The sequence below is a fragment of the Haloferax prahovense genome (assembly GCF_000723845.1).
In the GTDB taxonomy this organism is placed as follows: Archaea; Halobacteriota; Halobacteria; order Halobacteriales; family Haloferacaceae; genus Haloferax; species Haloferax prahovense.
Genome location: NZ_LK053000.1, coordinates 1,320,785 through 1,340,137 on the forward strand (window position 1 = coordinate 1,320,785; position 19,353 = coordinate 1,340,137).

16 protein-coding genes, 1 tRNA gene and 1 pseudogene are annotated in these 19,353 nt (G+C 66.1%); 8 read left to right on the forward strand and 10 right to left on the reverse strand.

Translation table 11 applies throughout. The features are described from left to right. Positions 1-97: 97 nt before the first annotated feature. Genes BN984_RS06505 through BN984_RS06515 form a run of 3 tightly spaced genes read right to left on the reverse strand, consistent with a single transcriptional unit; the run spans position 98 to position 2,173 of the window. Positions 98-1,084 carry an OapC/ArvC family zinc-ribbon domain-containing protein gene (locus tag BN984_RS06505; protein ID WP_081909182.1) on the reverse strand — a complete coding sequence of 329 codons (987 nt, stop codon included), beginning with the start codon at positions 1,082-1,084 and terminating at the stop codon, positions 98-100. Between the two features lie 48 nt (positions 1,085-1,132). Continuing rightward, positions 1,133-1,525 (reverse strand): DUF2073 domain-containing protein, encoded by a 393-nt coding sequence (locus tag BN984_RS06510; RefSeq protein ID WP_004044951.1) that lies wholly within the window; start codon positions 1,523-1,525, stop codon positions 1,133-1,135. 6 nt (positions 1,526-1,531) lie between these two features. Then, the gene (locus BN984_RS06515; protein WP_004974066.1) at positions 1,532-2,173 is read right to left on the reverse strand and encodes an Era-like GTP-binding protein; all 642 of its coding nucleotides are present in this window, start codon (positions 2,171-2,173) and stop codon (positions 1,532-1,534) included. A gap of 658 nt (positions 2,174-2,831) precedes the next feature. Between BN984_RS06515 and BN984_RS20205 the strand changes: the two are divergent. Both BN984_RS20205 and BN984_RS06520 read left to right on the forward strand, forming a co-directional pair. Then, positions 2,832-2,992, forward strand: a pseudogene (locus BN984_RS20205) (cytochrome bc complex cytochrome b subunit); the annotation flags it as partial. Between the two features lie 1,253 nt (positions 2,993-4,245). Continuing rightward, entirely contained in the window at positions 4,246-5,919 is a 1,674-nt protein-coding gene (locus BN984_RS06520) for a Cdc6/Cdc18 family protein (protein WP_008090936.1), read from the forward strand. An 88-nt stretch (positions 5,920-6,007) separates the two neighbouring features. Here BN984_RS06520 and BN984_RS06525 read toward each other — a convergent pair whose 3' ends face one another. Next, the gene (locus tag BN984_RS06525; RefSeq protein ID WP_181950688.1) at positions 6,008-6,847 is read right to left on the reverse strand and encodes a S26 family signal peptidase; all 840 of its coding nucleotides are present in this window, start codon (positions 6,845-6,847) and stop codon (positions 6,008-6,010) included. Between the two features lie 78 nt (positions 6,848-6,925). On the opposite strand from BN984_RS06525, the gene BN984_RS06530 reads away from it, so the two are divergent. Then, entirely contained in the window at positions 6,926-8,518 is a 1,593-nt protein-coding gene (locus tag BN984_RS06530; protein WP_008090938.1) for a DNA-directed DNA polymerase II small subunit, read from the forward strand. Between the two features lie 109 nt (positions 8,519-8,627). After that, on the forward strand, positions 8,628-9,755 hold the full coding sequence (locus BN984_RS06535) for an oxidoreductase (protein ID WP_008090939.1): 1,128 nt from the start codon (positions 8,628-8,630) through the stop codon (positions 9,753-9,755). A 126-nt stretch (positions 9,756-9,881) separates the two neighbouring features. Here BN984_RS06535 and BN984_RS06540 read toward each other — a convergent pair whose 3' ends face one another. After that, complete coding sequence (locus BN984_RS06540) at positions 9,882-10,691, reverse strand: ZIP family metal transporter (RefSeq protein WP_008090940.1); 810 nt, start codon at positions 10,689-10,691, stop codon at positions 9,882-9,884. Between the two features lie 153 nt (positions 10,692-10,844). After that, positions 10,845-11,273, reverse strand: a complete 429-nt coding sequence (locus tag BN984_RS06545; protein WP_008090941.1) for a hypothetical protein — start codon at positions 11,271-11,273, stop codon at positions 10,845-10,847. Between the two features lie 187 nt (positions 11,274-11,460). Between BN984_RS06545 and BN984_RS06550 the strand changes: the two genes are divergently transcribed. Both BN984_RS06550 and BN984_RS06555 read left to right on the forward strand, forming a co-directional pair. Continuing rightward, positions 11,461-12,639 (forward strand): aspartate kinase, encoded by a 1,179-nt coding sequence (locus tag BN984_RS06550; protein ID WP_008090944.1) that lies wholly within the window; start codon positions 11,461-11,463, stop codon positions 12,637-12,639. A 216-nt stretch (positions 12,640-12,855) separates the two neighbouring features. Continuing rightward, entirely contained in the window at positions 12,856-14,202 is a 1,347-nt protein-coding gene (locus BN984_RS06555; protein WP_008090946.1) for a tryptophanase, read from the forward strand. 30 nt (positions 14,203-14,232) lie between these two features. On the opposite strand, the gene BN984_RS06560 is transcribed toward BN984_RS06555, so the two are convergent. Then, entirely contained in the window at positions 14,233-14,892 is a 660-nt protein-coding gene (locus BN984_RS06560; protein WP_008090948.1) for a metallophosphoesterase family protein, read from the reverse strand. Between the two features lie 94 nt (positions 14,893-14,986). Beyond that, positions 14,987-15,559: an IMP cyclohydrolase gene (locus BN984_RS06565; RefSeq protein ID WP_008090950.1), complete on the reverse strand. Its 573-nt coding sequence runs from the start codon at positions 15,557-15,559 to the stop codon at positions 14,987-14,989. A gap of 132 nt (positions 15,560-15,691) precedes the next feature. On the opposite strand from BN984_RS06565, the gene BN984_RS06570 reads away from it, so the two are divergent. Continuing rightward, positions 15,692-15,764: transfer RNA gene (locus BN984_RS06570), tRNA-Gln, on the forward strand. Between the two features lie 161 nt (positions 15,765-15,925). Here BN984_RS06570 and cgi121 read toward each other — a convergent pair. After that, positions 15,926-16,420 carry a KEOPS complex subunit Cgi121 gene (gene cgi121 / locus BN984_RS06575; protein WP_049967908.1) on the reverse strand — a complete coding sequence of 165 codons (495 nt, stop codon included), beginning with the start codon at positions 16,418-16,420 and terminating at the stop codon, positions 15,926-15,928. Then, on the reverse strand, positions 16,417-18,891 hold the full coding sequence (locus BN984_RS06580; RefSeq protein ID WP_008090954.1) for an ATP-dependent DNA helicase: 2,475 nt from the start codon (positions 18,889-18,891) through the stop codon (positions 16,417-16,419). Before BN984_RS06580 ends, cgi121 begins: the two co-directional genes overlap by 4 nt. A gap of 108 nt (positions 18,892-18,999) precedes the next feature. On the opposite strand from BN984_RS06580, the gene BN984_RS06585 reads away from it, so the two are divergent. Beyond that, on the forward strand, positions 19,000-19,245 hold the full coding sequence (locus tag BN984_RS06585; RefSeq protein WP_004044976.1) for a ferredoxin: 246 nt from the start codon (positions 19,000-19,002) through the stop codon (positions 19,243-19,245). Positions 19,246-19,353 lie beyond the last annotated feature (108 nt).

Sequence of the window (19,353 nt, forward strand, 5' to 3'; positions counted from 1 at the left end):
TGCCGATTCGACGGACGGACTCGTCCGCGAGACCGAACGGCCGGCGTTCCACCGGAAACAACGGGGTCGGAAAATCAGTTCGACGCGAGGAACGCGCTCAGTCTTCGCGGTTGCCGGGGCCCCACGAATCCGGGACTTCGATGACGTAGCGGCCGTCCTCGCGGAGCGAGATGATGTACTCGTCGCGGTCGTACAGTTCCATGAGATTGAGTTCGTACTGACCGGGATTGACGATTTTGATGCTCTCGAACTGGTCGTTGAGTTCCTCGCGGAGCTGGTCCAGGTTGGGTCGGTCGTCGGACGACGGCTCGATGACCGTGCCGTCCGCGTCCGTGGGCGCGGCGTCGGTGGACTGACCGGCAGCCGCGTCGGGGTCGGGGCCGGAAGGCGCTTCGGACGGCGTCTCGGCCGGCGAGCCGCGCCGGTTCGCGTCGGCAGCGGCGAGTTCCTCGGGGGTGACGACGTCGCTCCGCGCGCTCTTCTGGGAGTTGTCTTCGTCCGTCTCGCGCGCGTTGATTTTGCCCGGCTCGCGGTTCGGGGGCGAATCCGGTCCCCGCGAGCGGCTGGCCTGCTCCGAGGCCGATTGGGCCCGCGATTCGTTCCGCGACGCTTCCGGGTCCTGCGGCTCGGCCCCCGGGGACTCGCCGGGCGCAGACGGCCATTCACCCCAACCGCGGGGTTTGGTTTCGGGGACGTCGAGCGCGTCACTTGCGTCGGCCGCGTCGGTCGACGACGGCTCGTTCTGGGTCGAGCCGGCGGCATCGGCAGTCTCGGTTCGCTGTGAGGCGTCCGCGTCCGCATTCGCGTTCGCCCAGTCGCTGACGGTCATCGACTCCTCGTCGGTCGAATCGGGATGGGACTGACGCTGCCCGCGGTCTCGGACGGCGTCGGCCGCCGAGGAGGTCAGGTCCCGCGTTCCGGCGCCGCCCGTCGACGTCGCGTCGTCGCTCGCGCTCGCGGGAGCGCTCCCGCTCGACGCGGGCTTGAACTGAAACTTGTTGCCGCCGCAGCTCGGGCACCCCGAGAGCATCTCCTTCGAGCCGTCGGGGAACACCTTACCGCACGTGGTGCATTGATGTGGCATTGATAGATGTTGACGCCGGATGGCGCGTGAGGGCGTTCGTGGGACCCCCTACTTTCGCGAGACGAGCGCGCTGATGAGATTCTCGTCCTTGTGTAGCGTCTGAATCTGGTTCGCGGGACCGATGACGGTGAGCTTCTGGGTCGACTGTCGGCCCATGAGCCGGTCGAGGAAGCTCTGGTCTGCGGTCTGCGAACGCGGGTACGTCTCGATTTCGATTCCGTTGAACTCGTCGGGGCTTATCTCGGCCATCGTGACCTCGATGAGCTTCGACTCCTCGTCGGGCGAAAGGCCCTCCTCGAGGATGACGATGTTGCCGTCGCGAACGCCGTCGAGGATGAGCCGAATCTTCTCCATGCTGGTGAGGTTTGCCATCCGATTCCCGCTGAAGAGGTCTATCTGGACCCCGTCGGAGCCGTTGTCGGAGGCGGTTGCTTCAGGCATGGTGAATCACGCGAAGTACTCCGCGATTTTGGCGTACACTTCGTCCATGTTCTCCCCTTCGAGCGCCGACAACTCGACTGTTTCGTGCTGTGGGTACGCGTTCGCGATGCGCTCGACGTTCGAGTCTTCGAGGTCGATCTTGTTCGCGAAGATGAGCACGGGCAGGTCCTGGCTCTCGATGATGCCGATGAGCATCGTGTTGACCTGCGATATCGGGTCCTTCGTGCTGTCGAGCACGTAGATGACGCCGTCGACGTCCTCGCGGAGCCAGTGCATGGCCTCGGCGACGCCCTCGGTCGCCTCGCGGGACCGGCGGACGGCGTCGTCTTTCTCCATGTCGTGTTCGAGAAATTCCTTGTAATCGACCTTCGTCGTGACACCCGGCGTGTCGACGATGTCGATGGTGACTTTCTTGCCGTTCCGCTCGATTTCGACGTTCTCTTTCCGCCTGGCGCGGCGAGTCTCGTGAGGGATGTGGCTCTCGGGACCGATGGCGTCACCGGTCCAGTCACGGGCGATACGGTTTGCGAGAGTCGTCTTCCCGGCGTTGGGCGGGCCATATATACCGATCCGCTTCGGCTCGCTCTCCGAAAAGAGCCGGTCGACGACTCGTGAGATGCTGTCTCTTAAATCTGTGAGCAGTCCCATCCTGGGCCTCCCGCACCTCCCGAACGCGTCGTGGAGGGCGTATGGAGGTATCACCCAACCGGACTCACTTAAGCACTACGTCAGACACCAGTCACGTGGGAGACAGGACGACAGAAAGGAACGTCGTGGACAGCGGTCGCGACGGACCGACGCGAGCGAGAAAAAGACGAGAGAGAACTGGGAGATTGCACGTGAAACGAAGGGGCAGGGAGGGGCAGCGGAAAGACGCCACTGGCCGCACCCTTCGAAAAGAGACTCGACGGAGTGACCCCGTCCCGCATCCCTCCGCTGATGTCTCACTCGGCGATTTGTGTTACTTCGAGCGTGCGTGCGCGCGAGCCGATTAGCCAAGACACAGACAAGCGTGAGGGTATTCGACCCTCGGCGAAAGCGCGAGCGAGTAACTCATCGGCCGGCTCGGATGGCATATTCACCCCCGCCAAATTAGTTAGCTAGTTTGAAATTAATTTCTGATGACGTTTGGAATGCAGATATTTGTCAATTCGAAAGGTAGTTAGAACGGGTTCCTGTAACCATGAGGGAACCAGACCCTCCCGAACAAAGTGTGCAAGCCGACGGCGCGGGCATCGTAGCCCCCGACGACGAGACGCCTACTTGGAGCGAGCGCAAGACTCGTGAGACGGCCCACTTCCGACTCACTTACGGCGTATTGGCGAACGTCGTCGGTGCTATCGCCGTCGTACCGTTCCTCAACAAGGGGTCGCCGGGGCGGCCTCTTACGCGGTGCTGAAGACGATGCGCAAGGGGTACATGTACAACCTCAACCGCCGCTACTACCGACTTCGTCCGCCGAAGTGAGTAGGAGGGGACGGGACCGAAACGATATCGGTGCCGGAAGTCCGGCCCCGTACCGGTAGTGGCTCTCTCGTCGAGGCGGGCCACTCCACGGACGTGAACTCGTCGCAGGGGTAACACCCCCACCCCTTCGTTTCGGGTGGAACGGCCCGAAGGGGTGGGTGGGGGGAGACCGCTAGACGGCGGTGGGACGTTAATTCTATTCTAGGGGAGTACAATAATATCTCTTTTTGCCCCAGTACGGTTACGGTATGATAATATAGTTAATAAAACTATCTGTATCTAAAGACCGCCGAGACCCCCTCCCTACTCTCTCACGGCTCCACCCGAAACGAAGGGGTGTGGGGGCTCCGAGCCCCAAGGGTTTCCCGTCGAACTGGAAAACACCCACTTAATTGCAGAGGAAACCAAGGGGTTAGAACAGTCGCTGAACTCCTCAGTTCCTCGATTTCTCCGGAAGCGTGTTTTTCCCGTTTCCACACGAAACAGAGGGGTTGCGGGGACCAATTTTTCTCGTCGGACACCCACTCAACTCCGAGTTCCACTCCACCCGCGCGGACCGGTGGGTTTCGCGTCAACCGGGAGTCCGGTGTGGTGCCGCCCGGATGTCCGGTGTGCAACTGCCGTTCGTCGAAATCTACCACTATCGCTTGGAGTCTCGACGCGTCCCGCGGTTCGACTCGGTAGAGTGCGATTGTTCGAACCGACCCGTTTCACCTCGACGCCACTGTGCCCAATTCCCTCCGTCCCAGCCGGTCGACTCTATCAGACCCCACGTCGACTACGTTCTCCAATCGACTCGAACTACTCGCCTCATCCGAACCCTTCCTCACCCATCCCTGACTCCCGGCCATGGTTTCGACTCCGAGACGCTCCGCTCTCGGTGTCGATACGACCTGCCGACCTCCATCGACTGACCCCCGGTTGACCCTCGACTGACTCCCGACTTCCAACTGACGACCTCAATCGATTGACGACTCCAACCGGCGCTTCCGAACAGTGGTCGCGAGGAGTCTCCGTCCTCCGAGCGAATCGAGCGCTCGTGTTGAAACGGTCCCGTCCGGCCGAGTTCCGGTCGGACGGCGGCAGACGAGTCGGAGAAGTAAGATTTTTGTACCGACTGTTCGTTTGGTTCCTTTGCATCATCTGGAATCGCCTTCTTCGGCGTGACGCGCAGATGCCGGCTACCACCGGCCTCACGCACCGTATGCGCCGCTGCGGGCGACTATTCCACTTGAAACAAAGGGGTATTCACGATGGACGAGGAAGAGAATCCGCGAGGCGGCGCACGAGGAGAAGTCGGGAACAGTACGTCGGACGACAGCGCCGTCGACGGCGACTCTGGCGATGCACCCAGTACCGACGCGTCCGCTGACGATGCGTCCTCCGGGGCACCGACATCCGCCGCCGAGGACGACGTCTCCCCCGAAGACATCGACATTCAGGCGAGCATCGGCCCCGACGCCGACGCGCCCGACGAGGACCTCGACCAGCACAAAGACCCCGACGTCGGTCTCGACAAGGTCGTCCTCAACGACGACGAGGGTTCGAAGGGGCTGTTCGACGACCTCCTCGCCGGCGAGCCGATTTTCGAGAACAAGGAAGTCCTTCGGCCGTCGTACACCCCGCACGAACTCCCTCACCGGACCGACCAGATAAACCAGATGGCGACGATTCTCGTCTCCGCCCTGCGCGGGGAGACGCCGTCGAACATCCTCATCTACGGGAAGACGGGGACCGGCAAGACCGCGAGCGCGAAGTTCGTCAGTCAGGAACTCGAATCCACCTCCCAGAAGTACGACGTGCCCTGCGAGGTCGAGTACATCAACTGCGAGGTGACAGACACGCAGTACCGCGTGCTCGCGCAGTTGGCGAACAAGTTCATCGAGAAGAACGTCGAGCGCATCGAGGCCGAACAGGAACGACTCGACGAGATGCGCACGCGGGCGACGGAAGACCCCAACGCCCTCGCGGACACGCCCTACGACTCCATCGCCGAGATAGACGAGCGCGCGGCGGAACTCGACGACGACGCCGACGAGATGGAGACGGTGCCGATGACCGGGTGGCCGACCGACCGGGTCTACACGACGTTCTTCGACGCCGTCGACTACAAGGAGCGCGTGGTCGTCATCATGCTCGACGAAATCGACAAGCTGGTGGAGAAGTCGGGCGACGATACCCTCTACAACCTCTCGCGGATGAACTCCGAACTCGACAACTCCCGCATCTCCATCATGGGTATCTCGAACGACCTGAAGTTCACCGACTTCCTCGACCCCCGGGTCAAGTCGAGCCTCGGCGAGGAGGAAATCGTCTTCCCGCCGTACGACGCGAATCAGCTCCGCGACATCCTCCAGCACCGCGCCGACGTGGCGTTCAAGCCCGGCGCGCTCACGGACGACGTGATTCCGTTGTGTGCCGCCTTCGCCGCGCAGGAACACGGTGACGCCCGGCGCGCACTCGACCTGCTCCGCACGGCCGGCGAGCTCGCAGAGCGCGGGCAGGCCGACACTGTCGAGGAGGCACACGTCCGGCAGGCGCAGGACAAAATCGAACTCGACCGGGTGGTCGAGGTCGTCCGTACCCTCCCCACGCAGTCGAAAATCGTCCTCTTCGCCATCATCCTCCTGGAGAAAAACGGCGTCCGCAACATCAACACCGGCGAGGTGTTCAACATCTACAAGCGCCTCTGCGAGGAGATCGACGCCGACGTCCTCACCCAACGCCGCGTCACCGACCTCATCTCGGAACTCGACATGCTCGGCATCGTCAACGCCGTCGTCGTCTCGAAGGGTCGTTACGGCCGAACCAAGGAAATCAGCCTTTCTGTCCCCATTGACGAGACCGAGGCCGTCCTGCTGACGGACTCCCGACTCGGCGACATCGAGAGCGCACAGCCGTTCGTGCAGGCGCGGTTCGATAACTAAACGACAATCACTAAACGACAATCGTCGCTCTCTGGTTGGTGCCGTCGTAGAAGTTCCGCTCTGCTTAGTCCTGCTTACCGAACCCGGATCACGCCGCGACCGCGTCGCCGTGCACTGCTGTCTTCGACGTCTCGACCGGAAGCGGTGCCGTCGTCGGTATGTTGGTGGCTGTCGCCTCAATCATGGTCACGTCCTCGGTCGCCACGTCGACGGATTCGACGGACTCAACGGACACGGGTGGGACCGGCGTCGTCGTCGCCATCGAGTTGGCGAGCGTCAGGCGAACCCACCCGAGAAGCGGGATGCGGACCCGCGCGACGCCTTGGACCCACTCGGGTCGGACCGGGTCGGCGATGCCGCTCACCTGGTCGTACCGCGGGTTGTTGTCTCCTTTCGTGATGAAGCCGGCGTACTCCGCGGGACAGTTGGCGAGTTCTCGACAGTTGTCGGCCGACATATATTCGGGGTTCGCCCGGTCGTACCAGTTCTCTCCTTCGTCGACCCAGAACATCGCCCGGTGGATAATCGGTGGCCCTGCCGACCCGGGGTCGTCGTAGACGATGACGCTGCCGGGGCCGCCGAACTTCCGATAGTCGACATCCGCGCCCGTCTCGGCCGTGACGACGGCGGTTCCCTCGACGGACGCGTCCGGGGCGTACCGGTCCGGTCCCGTGATGAACACGAGGTCGCCTTTGTGCATGTGCGGTTCCATGCTCCCGCTTTCGACGGCGACCATCGGTGGCCACACGCCGCTCACCGCGAACAGGAACAACCCGACGGCCAACACGGCGAGCGCGCTCGTCAGAACTTCGCGGACGAACAGCAGCGGCCCCTCCTCTGCCGTCCGGAGTCGAGTTAGTACGCCTTCGTCGGAGGCGGGACCGCGCCGCGGTTCGGGGGAGGGCGGGCGACCGTCGTCGTCACTCATCACTCCCAGTTTACCCGGACTGGGTTTCAACGTTCTGGGTTTCGGCATCCTTTTTGCCGCGTGTCGCACACTCCGGGTGTGCCACTGGAGACGCCGGCGCGCATCGTCCGGGCGCTCGTCGGTCGCGGCTACAACGCGGAACGCGAGGCCGTGACCCTCATCGCCGGCTCCGACGACCCCGGCCGCACCCTCGCCCGCGTCGTCGAAGCCGTCCCGGACGACGCGCTTCGCATCACCGCCGACCACGTCCGCGAGGTGCTCGCGTCCGCCCCCGCCGCGGACCCGCCGGGAACGGAATCGACCGGCCCGGCCGCCGCGCAGGTTACGGACGCCGACGCGTCTGCCACCGCCGCGTCAGACCCCCCTGTTTCCGCTGCAACATCGCACGACAACGCGGACCACACCGCTCAATCGACTCCAGCCGAAGCCGAGGGAGAGCCGACCGGGCGGAACGTCGACCCGGCGCTTCGGTCCCTCGAAATCGCCAACGACATGACCGGCCAGTCGACGGGAACCGGCGAGTACGACGACTTCGTGAAGGTGTTCCGCGACCGCTACGAGAAGCTCTCGAAGATGCTCCGCGGGCGCGTCAACCACCGTCCCGCGAAGGCCATCTCGAACATGTCCGGCGGCGAGGACGCGGAACTCATCGGCCTCGTCGACGACGTTCGCTCCACCAAGAGCGGCCACTGGATTATCGAACTCGAAGACACGACGGGGACGTTCCCCTGTCTCGTGATGAAGGACAAGGACATCGCGGGCTACGTCGACGAACTCCTCATGGACGAGTGCATCGCGGTGCAGGGGACGCTCTCGGGCGACGCGGGCATCCTCTTCGTCGACTCGATGCACTTCCCCGACGTGCCGCGGAGCCACCGACCCAACACCGCCGACAGGGACGTGCAGGCGGCGCTCATCTCGGACGTGCACGTCGGCAGCCAGGAATTCATGGCCGGCGCGTGGAATCGCTTCGCCGACTGGCTCCACACCGAGGAGGCAGAGCGCATCGAGTACCTCCTCATCGCCGGCGACATGGTCGAGGGCGTCGGCGTCTACCCGAATCAAGACGAGGAACTCGACGTCATCGACATCTACGAGCAGTACGAGGCGTTCTCGGAGCACCTCAAATCGGTGCCCGGCGACCTCGACATCGTGATGATTCCGGGCAACCACGACGCGGTCCGACTCGCGGAGCCACAACCCGGTTTCGACGACGAACTCCGCGATATCATGTCGGCCCACGACGCTCGAATCACGAGCAATCCCTCGATGATCACGCTCGAAGGGGTCAACGTTCTCATGTACCACGGCGTCTCGCTCGACGAGGTCATCGCCGAGCTGCCGGCCGATAAGGCGAGCTACGACGAGCCGCACAAGGCGATGTATCAGCTCCTGAAAAAGCGCCACGTCGCGCCGCAGTTCGGGGGCCACACCCGCCTCGCGCCCGAGGAACTCGACTACCTCGTCATGGAGGACGTGCCCGACATCTTCCACACCGGCCACGTCCACAAGCTCGGCTGGGGCAAGTACCACAACGTCCTCGCGGTCAACTCCGGCTGTTGGCAGGCCCAGACCGACTTCCAGAAGTCCGTCAACATCGACCCCGACGCCGGCTACGCCCCCATTGTCGACCTCGACACGCTGAACATGACGGTTCGGAAGTTCTCCTGAGTCGGCGGCCGTTCTCCTGCTCAGCGTGCCCCCTGATAGCACGCCGGATGTGCGGGGGTCGGGACCATTCCGCCGTCGCTTTTTATCCGCGACGCGCGCAGAATCGGTGATGACTGACGACGCGCTGTTCGACGCGACGATCCTGAACGACCTGTCGCTCGCTAACCGGGCCGGGTTGGCACCGATGACGCGTATCAGCGCCACCGACGAGGGGTTGGCGACGAACGAGATGGCCCACTACTACCGGAAGTTCGCCGACGGCGGGTTCGGATTCCTCGTCACCGAGGGCGTCTACACGGACGACGCGTACAGCCAAGGCTATCTGAACCAGCCGGGGCTCGTCACCGACGACCACGTCGAGGCGTGGACGAACGTCACGGACGCCGTCCACGAGGTCGACACGCCGATTTTCGCGCAGTTAATGCACGCCGGGGCGCAGTCGCAGGGGAACCCGCACCTCGACGGCGACCGGACGCTCGCGCCCTCCGCGGTCCAGCCCGACGGCCAGAAGGCGGAAGCCTACGGCGGGAGCGGCGAGTTCGCCGTCCCGAAGGCGGCTGACGAGGTGGACCTCGAAACCGCTCGTGAGGGCTTCGTACAGGCGGCGAGGAACGCGGTCGAAGCCGGCTTCGACGGCGTGGAACTCCACGGCGCGAACGGCTATCTGCTCAACGAGTTCCTCGCGGCGGACGCGAACCAGCGCGACGACGAGTACGGCGGGGGCCCCGAGTCTCGCGTTAAGTTCCCCGCCGAGGTCCTTTCTGCGGTCGCCGACGCGGTCCCCGAGGAGTTCGTCGTCGGCATCCGCGTCTCCCAAGAGAAAGTGACCGACGGCGACTACGAGTGGCCAGAAGGCGAGGACGCGGCCGCGGTCTTCTTCGAGGCGCTCTCGGCCGCCGGAGCCGACTACGTCCACACGACCGAGACCGACGCGACGAGTCCGACCTTCGGCGCGGACGGGTCCTCGCTCGCCGAGGCGGCCGCCGAACACGTCGCGGACGACACGGTCGTCATCGCCAACGGCGGTCTCGGTGACCCCGACGCGGCGGGGGCCGCCGTCGACGCCGGCGCGGACCTGTTCACGCTGGGAACGAGCGCGCTCGCCAATCCGGATTGGCCGGCGCGCGTGGCCGCCGACGACGGCCTCGACGCCTTCGACCCGGCGAAGTTCCTCGCGCCGACCGCCGGTCTCTCCAACCACGAGGTTCCGTCCGACCCACCGGCCGCGGACGACTGACGCGCGCTCGACGCCGAGTCCCCTGACGGCGGACCGACGACCGAACCCCTTCGCTTCCACTCGAACTCTCGTTTTTGCGGCGTTTTCCGGGGCGTTCTGTTTTCGGGTTCCGCGACCCCGACTCGACTACCCGAGCGTCACGTCGAGGTAGAGCATCACGACGACGCCGACCATCGTCCCGAAGGTCGCCACGCGCTCGTGACCGTTCGAGTGCGTCTCGGGGACGATTTCGTCGGAGATGACGAACAGCATCGCGCCGGCGGCGAAGCCCATCGCGTAGGGGAGCAGCGCCGAGGCGTACTGGATGGCCCACGCGCCGAAGACGGCGAGCGGAATCTCCACGAGGCCGGCTCGGATGCCCGTGAACGTCGCGTAGGTCGTGTTCCGGAGGCCGGCGTTGACGGCGGCGATGGAGACCGCCAGCCCCTCGGGGATGTTCTGGATGCCGATGGCGAGCATCAGCGGGATTGCCGTCCCGAGGTCGCCGGAGCCGAAGCCGACCCCGACGGCGAGGCCCTCGGGCATGTTGTGGATGGTGATGGCGACGATAAAGAGGACGACCGAGGCCATCTTCTTCTCCGTCTCAGGGGCGTCCGTCCGGGTCTTGCCGGTCACGAGGATGTGGACGTGCGGAATCCACAGGTCCGCTTGGTCGAGGACGACGACGCCGATGACGAAGCCGGCGAGGACCGGAATCGGATTCCCGCCCGCCGCCTCGATGCCGGGGAGGATGAGACTCGTGAAACTCGCGGCGAGCATGACGCCGGCGGCGAAGCCGAGGAGCGTGTCGAGCGAGCGCTTCGAGGGGTCGCGCCAGACGAGAATGAGAAGCGCGCCCACCATGTTCATGCCGGCGATGACGATGCCGCCGAGGAGGCCCTGCATCACCGGGTCCGAGCCGGCGAGCGAGACGAACAACTCTTCGACCGTGGTCACAGTCGTCTCACTCCCGGCCGCCGGTTCGCGCGTCGTTCGGTCATGGGCCACCAAACGAGAGGGAGGTATGTATTCCCACCGTCGGTTCTCGCCGACCGCGCCCTCGTTGCGCGCGACGGGAGCGAACTGGGCGGTCGCGCCCCGCGGGCTGGACTACCCCGTCTCGTCGAGGACGTACCGGACGGTCGGCGACCCCTCGAACCGCGGGCCGTGGCCGACGCGGTCGAACCCGGCGTGCTCGACCGCGTCACACAGCGGCCGCTCGGATTCGAGGACGAGCACCTCGACCGGCAGGCTCTCGGCGCTGGCGAAGCGGAGCGGCTCTTCGAGCAGCCGCCGTACCGCCGGCTCGGTCCCGCCGAGCCGAGTGACGTGGAGGACGCCGTCGCGGACGTCGAAGCCGACGAACCCGAGTACCGGTTCGTCGTCGGCCGGCGCGTCGGCGTTCGGGTCGGAGCCCGTGTCGGCGGTGGCGAGACGGACCGTGCGGTCGCGTATCAGCCGCCGCATCGCCCGTATCGGCGCGTCGGCGACGGCGGCGAGCGCCTCGGCGTCGGTGTCCACGGCGTCTCTGACATCCATACCCGAACGTACCGCGCCTTCGGTGATAAATCTCCGCACGCGAGGCGGCGGTACGGGCCGTCTCGACGCCGGATTCGAGGGTGACGGCAACGGTTGAATCGGAGGACATAGTTATACGTCCCCCCGCGTTAGCCCCTCGCATGTTTACCAACGAAGCCCCGAAGCGACGCGACGCACCGGAGGGACGATGCGCGTAGTCGCGAAGTTCGGCGGCACCTCGCTCGGTAGCGGTGACCGAATCAACCGCGCCGCGGACTCCATCGCCGCGGCCGTCGAACACGGCCACGAAATCGCCGTCGTCGCCTCCGCGATGGGCTCGACGACCGACGACCTCCTCGACGAAATCAAGTTCGAGGCCGACGACCGCGACCGCGCCGAAATCGTCTCGATGGGCGAGCGGACCAGCGTGCGCATGCTCAAGGCGGCGCTGGCCGCCCGCGGCGTCAACGCCCTGTTCGTCGAACCCGGCACCGACGAGTGGCCGGTCATCACGAACGACCTCGGCGAGGTCGACGTCGAGGCGACCCGAGAGCGGGCCGCGAAGCTCGCCGCCGAACTCGACGGCGTCGTTCCGGTCATCACCGGCTTCCTCGCGCAGAACCACGACGGCGAAATCACGACGCTCGGCCGCGGCGGCTCCGACACCTCCGCCGTGATGCTCGGTAACTACATGGACGCCGACGAGGTCGTCATCGTCACCGACGTGGAGGGTGTCATGACCGGCGACCCGCGCGTGGTCGAAGGCGCGCGCAACGTCGGCCGCATCACCGTCGACGAGCTTCGGAACCTCTCGTTCCGTGGGGCCGAGGTCGTCGCGCCGTCTGCGCTCTCGTACAAGGACGCGGGGCTCGACGTTCGGGTCGTCCACTACCAGCACGGCGACCTGCTCACCGGCGGGACGCTCATCGAAGGCGAGTTCCACAACCTCATCGACATGCAGGAAGAACCCCTCGCGTGTCTCACCGTGGCCGGGCGAGCGATTCGCAACCGACCGGGAATCCTCGCGGACCTCTCGGCAGCCCTCCGAGAAGAGGACATCAACGTCGACTCGGTCGCCTCCGGGATGGACTCTATCACGTTCTACGTCCTCGAAGACGACTCCGACCGGGCCGAGGCCGTCCTCCACGACCGCGTCGTCGCCGACGACGCGCTGTCTTCCGTCACCGTCGAAGACGACATCGCCGTCGTCCGCGTCACCGGCGGCGAACTCCCGAACCGCCCCGGCGTCATCCTCGACATCGTTCAGCCGCTGTCCGACGCCGGCATCAACATCCACGACGCCATCACCTCCGCGACCTCCGTCGCAATCTTCGTGGCGTGGGACGACCGCGAGGAGACGCTCGGCATCATCCAAGACAAGTTCTGAGCCCGCTCCTCGGCTCGATTCCGTTTTTACGCAGTCGTTTCCGCCAGCGACGCCGAACAGCCGGCAGCATCCGACGGTCGGCGTGGGCGGTTCGTGGCGATAGCGGAACAGCCGGCGACACCGATGCACAGTCCCGTCCACGAGCGCCGAAAACCGGGCGTCGTCCCTCGATTTTCCGCCTGCCGATTACTTCACGTTCGCGGGTCTATTGCGGGCATGAAATCGTACAAGGCGAAGATGGTCGAGCCCATCGAACTCCCCTCGCGCGAGGAGCGCGAGGCCGCCCTCGAACGGGCCGGCTACAACGCGTTCAACCTCGACGCCCGCGACGTGTACATCGACCTCTTGACCGACTCGGGGACGGGAACCATGTCCGCAGAGCAGTGGGCGGCGATGATTCGCGGCGACGAGGCCTACGCGGGCAGCGAGTCGTTCGCCCGACTCGCGGAGTCGGTCCGCGACGTGATGGGCTTCGAGCACGTCGTACCGACCCATCAGGGTCGCGGGGCGGAGAACGTCCTCTACGGCGTCCTCTTGGAGGACGGCGACGTGGTTCCGAACAACTCGCACTTCGATACGACCCGCGCCCACATCGTCAATCAGGGCGCGGAGCCGGTCGACTGTCCGTCGCCCGCCGCGCGCGACCCGAACTCCACGGAGTCGTTCAAGGGTAACTTCGACATCGACGCGGGCTACGCGCTCGTCGAGGAGGTCGGCGCCGACGCGGTTCCCGTCGTCGTCCTCACCATCACGAACAACTCCGTCGCCGGCCAGCCGGTCTCGATGGCGAACATTCGCGCCACCGCCGAGTTCGCCCGCGACATCGACGCCATGTTCGTCATCGACGCCTGCCGGTTCGCGGAGAACGCCCACTTCATCAAGACCCACGAGGCGGGTTACGAGAACCGCTCAGTCGCCGAAATCGCCCGCGCGCAGTTCGAACACGCCGACGCGATTACGATGTCCGGCAAGAAAGACGCGCTCGTCAACATCGGCGGCTTCGCCGCGATGCGCGACGAGACGGTGTTCGAACACGCGAAGCAGCGCGCCATCCTCTACGAGGGCTTTCCGACCTACGGCGGCCTCTCGGGCCGCGACATCGAGGCGATGGCCGTCGGCCTCCGCGAGGCCGTCACGCCGCCCTACGTGTCCGACCGCGTCGAACAGGTGGCCGAACTGGGCGACCTCCTCGTCGAGGCGGGCGTCCCTGTCTACCAGCCGACCGGCGGCCATGCGGTCTATCTCGACGCCGGCGAGGTGTTCCCGCACATCCCGAAAGACGAGTTCCCCGGACAGGAACTCGTCTGCGCGCTCTATCTCGAAGGCGGCGTCCGCGGCGTCGAACTCGGCGGCTTCGCGTTCCCCGGCACCGACCGGCCGGACCTCGTGCGCCTCGCGCTCCCGCGGCGCACCTACAGCCGCGAACATCTCGAACACGTCGCCGAGACGGCCGCGAAGGTGATGGACTCCGCCGGCGAGTACGGCGGTCTCGAAATCGTCGAGGAGCCGCCGATGAAGGAGCTTCGGCACTTCTCGGCGCGGCTCGAACCGGTGTCGAACTGACGGCTTCAGGATAGCTACTCGATTTCGTCCCTATTTTCCCTCGTACAGCCGGCTCGCCAGTCGCTCCGGCAGGCCGACCTCGCGCACGCGCTCGGCGACGCGGTCGATGTCGTAGTTGACGCGCTCCGCCTCGATTTCCATCGCGTCGAGGTCGGCGACCGCGTAGGCCGCCCGCGGGTCGCCGTCGCGGGGCTGGCCGACGCTTCCGGGGTTCAGGACGATTCCGTCGTCGTAGATTCGGTGGCCCTGCACGTGGGTGTGACCCAACACCAGCAGGTCCTCGCCGTCGAGGAGCGACGGCGAGAAGTCGTCGGGGTAGGTGTAGCGGTCGGGGTGGTCGGGGTGGCCGTGGGCGAGTTTGACCCGGCCGTCGGCGACGTGTCGGGTTTTCGGAAGTGACGATAGCCACTCCATCGACGCCGGGGAGAGCGCGTCGCGGGCGTAGTCGACGCCCGCGGCCGCCATGCTGTTGAAGCGGAAGCCGGTCCCCGACGTGACTGCGCGGTCGTGGTTCCCCGAGACCGTTGGCACGTCCCGGTCGGCGAGTTCGGACACGCACTCCTCGGGCCACGGGTTGTAGCCGACCACGTCGCCGGCGCAGACCAGTCGGTCGACCGGCGGCATCGATTCGAGCACCGCGTCGAGTGCCGGGAGGTTCCCGTGCACGTCCGAGATGACGCCCAGTCGCATGGCTCGGTGTACGGGTGCGCGGCTGAAAAGTTCCGGGCCGGTCGCGAGTCGAGTACGACAGCGCACCTGACCCGGCGGGACGCCGACAGTCGCGTTACTCGCCGTTGTAGAAGGCGGTCTCGACCGAGTCACCGACGGTCGCGGCGGCGGCACAGACGGCGTGTTCGAACTCGTGGTCGTAGAGTTCGCGGGCCGCGTCGGCCGCGGTCTCCGCGTCGAGGTCGAACGCGCGCGGTTCGTCTTCCTCGTAGGTCGCCACGAGCGTGGGTTCGGAGACGGCTTCCACCACGAGCGCGTCCTTTCGGACGATGCCGATGAACGCCTCGTCGTCGCCGACGACGCCCGCGATTCGGGGCGTGTCGTAGTCGTCTTTCTCGTAGTCGAGCGCGAGCAGAATCTCGGCGAGGGCGTCGCGCGGCGGGTAGCCGAGGTCGAGTTTCTCCGCGATGGGGTCGACCTGCGAGCCGTTGCCGACGACGACGTAGTCGCCGCCCTCGCGGACGCAGTTGTAGGCGATGTAGGGGTTATCGGTCTCGGGGGCGTCGGGCGTCGGCCCGACGGTCAGGGCTCCGTCCCGGTCGACGACCTGTCGGTTCGGGAAGGACCGAGAGGAGACGCGATACGCACCGATTCCGGGGCCAACGACGACGAAACGTCCGACGTACATACACGAGAGTGGATAGAATAGGGGCAAATAGTTGGCGGTTTATGCACGTCTGTCCGTCACCGTGCCATAAAATCGCACGGCGGAATCGACACGCAACGTTTACAAATACCCGCGAAGTACGAATTGATGCGAAGTCCCATGGGGTAGTGGCCAATCCTGTTGCCTTCTGGGGGCAACGACCCAGGTTCGAATCCTGGTGGGACTATTTCTCCGATTCTCACGCTCTTTGAGGCCGCACTGTCCCCTGTTCTCCAGTTGAAACGAAGGGGTAGGTTTCAGAAACCCAAGGGGTGTGTTTCGAGTGGAGTTTTTGCTGACGGATTCTCAGACCGTCCGAATACCGGCGATACGGGTCGTGAAAACCGCTTAGCGTTCGACCGCGAGCAGCGCGACTCGCTCTTTGACCAGTGCGGGGAGGTCGCCGTCGGCGACGCGCAACTCCGTCTCGCCCACGTCGAACACCTCGCGGACGAGCGCTTCGTCGTAGTCGCCGAGGGTCTCCGCGGGTTCGAGGTCGAGTCGGTCGAACAGCGCGGCCTCGGCGCCTTCTTCGTCGCCGCCGTCGACGAGAATTACGACGGGGACCCTCCCCTCCGAGACGCCGATTTCGAACGCGCGGTTAATCTGCCGGCGGCCGCTGGCGTAGAGGAGGATTTCGACGGCCCGGTCGCGGGCGATTTCGTTGCCGCGGCCGATGGCCCGGTCGGCGAGTTCGGTCGCCCGTTCGAGGTGCTCGCGGTCCACGACGTACCGGGCGTCGAACGCCTGCACCGTCGCGCCCGTCTCGTCGGCCACGTCGCCGACGACCGCGATGAACGAATCGAGGTCCGAGACGGTCGCCTCGGCTTCGACGAGTCTCATTCGAAATCACCCAGACTCGCCTGTTGGTCGGCGCGGTCTTTTGCCGTCTCGAAGCCGGTGTCGTCGGGGACGGCGTCTTCCGGCGCGTCGTCTTCGTCCACCTCGTCCATCGAGGGGTCCTTCCGACCCGCGGCTTCGAGGATGTTCTGAGCCGTCTTCCTGCGACCCCGGAGCGCGGCGAGGATGCGCGATTTCTCGGTCTCGCGGAGGTCGGCCCGACTCTCGACGCCGGCTTCGAACAGCCGTCGGGCGCGCTTTCGGCCGACGCCGCGGACGCCGGCGAGGTCGAGCAGTTCCTCGCGGACGCCGTACTCGACGCGCTTTTTCCCCTCGCGGACCGCGTACACGGAATCGAGGTCGAGTTCGGAGGCGAGTCGCTCGGCCGCACCGAGGAGCCACTCGGCCGTCTCGACCTTCCCGCGGATGTCGCCGGGGCCGACGCCGTAGCGCTCGGTGATTCGGTCCTCGTCGACCTCGCCGACCCAGTCTTCGAGGAGCTTCGCGGTCTTCAGCGCCGACAACCAGTCTTCGAACGCCACGTCCTCGTACTCCGAGGGGACGCGCCCGAGGAACTCCGGTTCGCGCTCGTAGCACAGTTCGGTGTAGGTCTCGCGGTCGCCGGACTTCAGGTAGAGCTGATACATGTCCGGCGTCCGGCAGACGAGGTGGTAGAGGCCGAGCGGCGTCGGATACGTCCGGTCCGTCTCGAACTCGTCGGCGTCGTCGTCTCCGGAACCACCGGCGTCAACGTCTCCCCCGTCGCCGCTCTCTGTCGCGACCATCTCGCTGGCCCGCTGGAAGCCGCCGGGTTCGTCGTCGGATTCGCCCCGCGCTTGTTTCGGCTTCTCGGGCGTCTCGCCCGCGAGCGCCCGGAGCTTCTCGGTTCGGTGGTCCGCCGCCCATTCGAGGCCGTCGATGATTTCGGCGGCGCTCATCGGGTCGAGATAGAGCCGCGAGACGGTGTGGCCGACGGGCGTCGCCCGTATCGTCTCTCCTTCGAACTCGACGAACCCGTTTACTTCGAGGTAGTCGAGCACGCGGTCGGTCACCTGTCCGAGTCGCTCGGGGTCGTCGGTCTGGGTCGCATAGAGCGTCTGGTCGAGGAATTCGAGCAGTCCCTCGCGGGTGTGGGCGAAGCCGGAGGCGACGGTGGCGAGCAGGTGCGTCCGCAGCGCGGGCTCGGCCGCGAGCTTCGACCGCACGTCTTCTGCGTCGGCCCAGATGTACCGCTCGAACAGTTCGTCGCGGGCGTCGGCGTCCTTCGCGAGCAGTACCGCCTCGCCGTAGGGGTCGAGGCCGGGCCGACCGGCGCGACCCATCATCTGGTGAACTTCGAGCACGTCAAGCGGCTTCATTCCGCCGTAGTCGCCGTCGTAGCGCTGCCAGTCACGGACGACGACGCGGCGGCTCGGGGTGTTGACGCCGGCGGCGAGCGTCGGCGTGGCGCAGATGCACTTGATGAGTCGGTCGCGGAAGGCGTCCTCGACGAGGGTTCGGTGCTCCGCGGCGAGCCCCGCGTGGTGGAACGCCGCGCCCTTGGCGACCGCCGCGGCGAGGTCCTCGGAGGTCTCGGTGTCGGACACGTCGCGTATCTCGGCGGCGAGTTCCGCGAGGTCGCCGCGCTCGTCGCCGGTGATGTACCGCTCCGTCACGTCGGCCATGCGGCGGGCCGCGGACTCGGCGTTTCGCCGCGAGTTCACGAAGACGAGCGAGGAGCCCTGGTCGCCGTCGCCGTCGCCCTCCAACGCGTCGGCGACGAGCGCGGGCGTCTGCCGTTCCCCGCGGCCGACCGGCACCTCGCGTTGGCTCCCGTCGGCGAAGGAGATGGCGTTGCCGTAGTGGACGCCCATCTTGAGGTCGATGGGTCGCCAGTCGGACTTGACGAGTTCCGCGTCGAGCCAGTCGGCGACGACGCCCGCGTTGCCGACGGTCGCCGAGAGCGCGACGACCTGCAGGTTCGGGTTGAGCCGGCGGAGCTTCGCCAGCGTGACCTCCAGCGTCGGCCCGCGGTGTCTGTCGTCGACGAGGTGGACCTCGTCGGCGACGACGCAGGTGAGTTGGTCCATCCACGCCGCGTTGTTCCGGACGAGCGAGTCGACCTTCTCGGAGGTGGCGACGATGATGTCGCGCGAGGAGAGCCACTCGCCGTCGGACTCGTAGTTGCCGGTCGAGACGCCCACGTCGATGCCGTACTCCTCCCAGCGCTCGAACTCGGCTTTCTTCTCGGAGGCGAGCGCCCGGAGCGGGACGATGTACAGCGCCTTCCCGCCGCGCGCGACGCTCGACAGCATCGCCAGTTCGGCGATGAGCGTCTTTCCGCTCGCCGTCGGGACGGCGGCCACGAGGCTCTCGCCGTCCGTCAGGCCGGCCTCGACGGCCTCGGCCTGCGGCGGGTACAGCTCCTCGATACCCTCGTCGCGGAGGGCCTCGGGAATCCCCGTCGGCAGGCCCGTCAGGTCCGCAGTTCGCATTGCATCTCCCTTGGACCGTCCCCCGGTTTAAGCCATCGGGTCGGTTCGGTCGCCGACCCACGTCCCCGCGTCGGCAGGGCTTTGTACGGCCCGGCGGTACGATGGCGCATGAGAGTCGAGTACGACCGCGACACCTGCATCGGCATGTTCCAGTGTGTCGACGAGTGGGAGGGCTTCGAGAAGAACGTCGACGACGGCAAGGCCGACCTCGTCGACGGCGAGGAGACCGACGACGGCGTCTTCGTCCGCGAGGTCCCCGAGGACGCCGAGTTCGACGCGAAGTTCGCCGCCCGCGTCTGCCCCGTCGAGGCCATCCGCATCCTCGACGACGACGGCGAACAGCTCGTTCCCTGACCGCGACGCCGACGAGCCTGCTGTTTTCTCTCGCGTCCGCGACGCGACCGAACCGTGTGACCGACGACCGTGGGGCACGTCCCCGAACCCCTCCGTTTCGACTGGAGA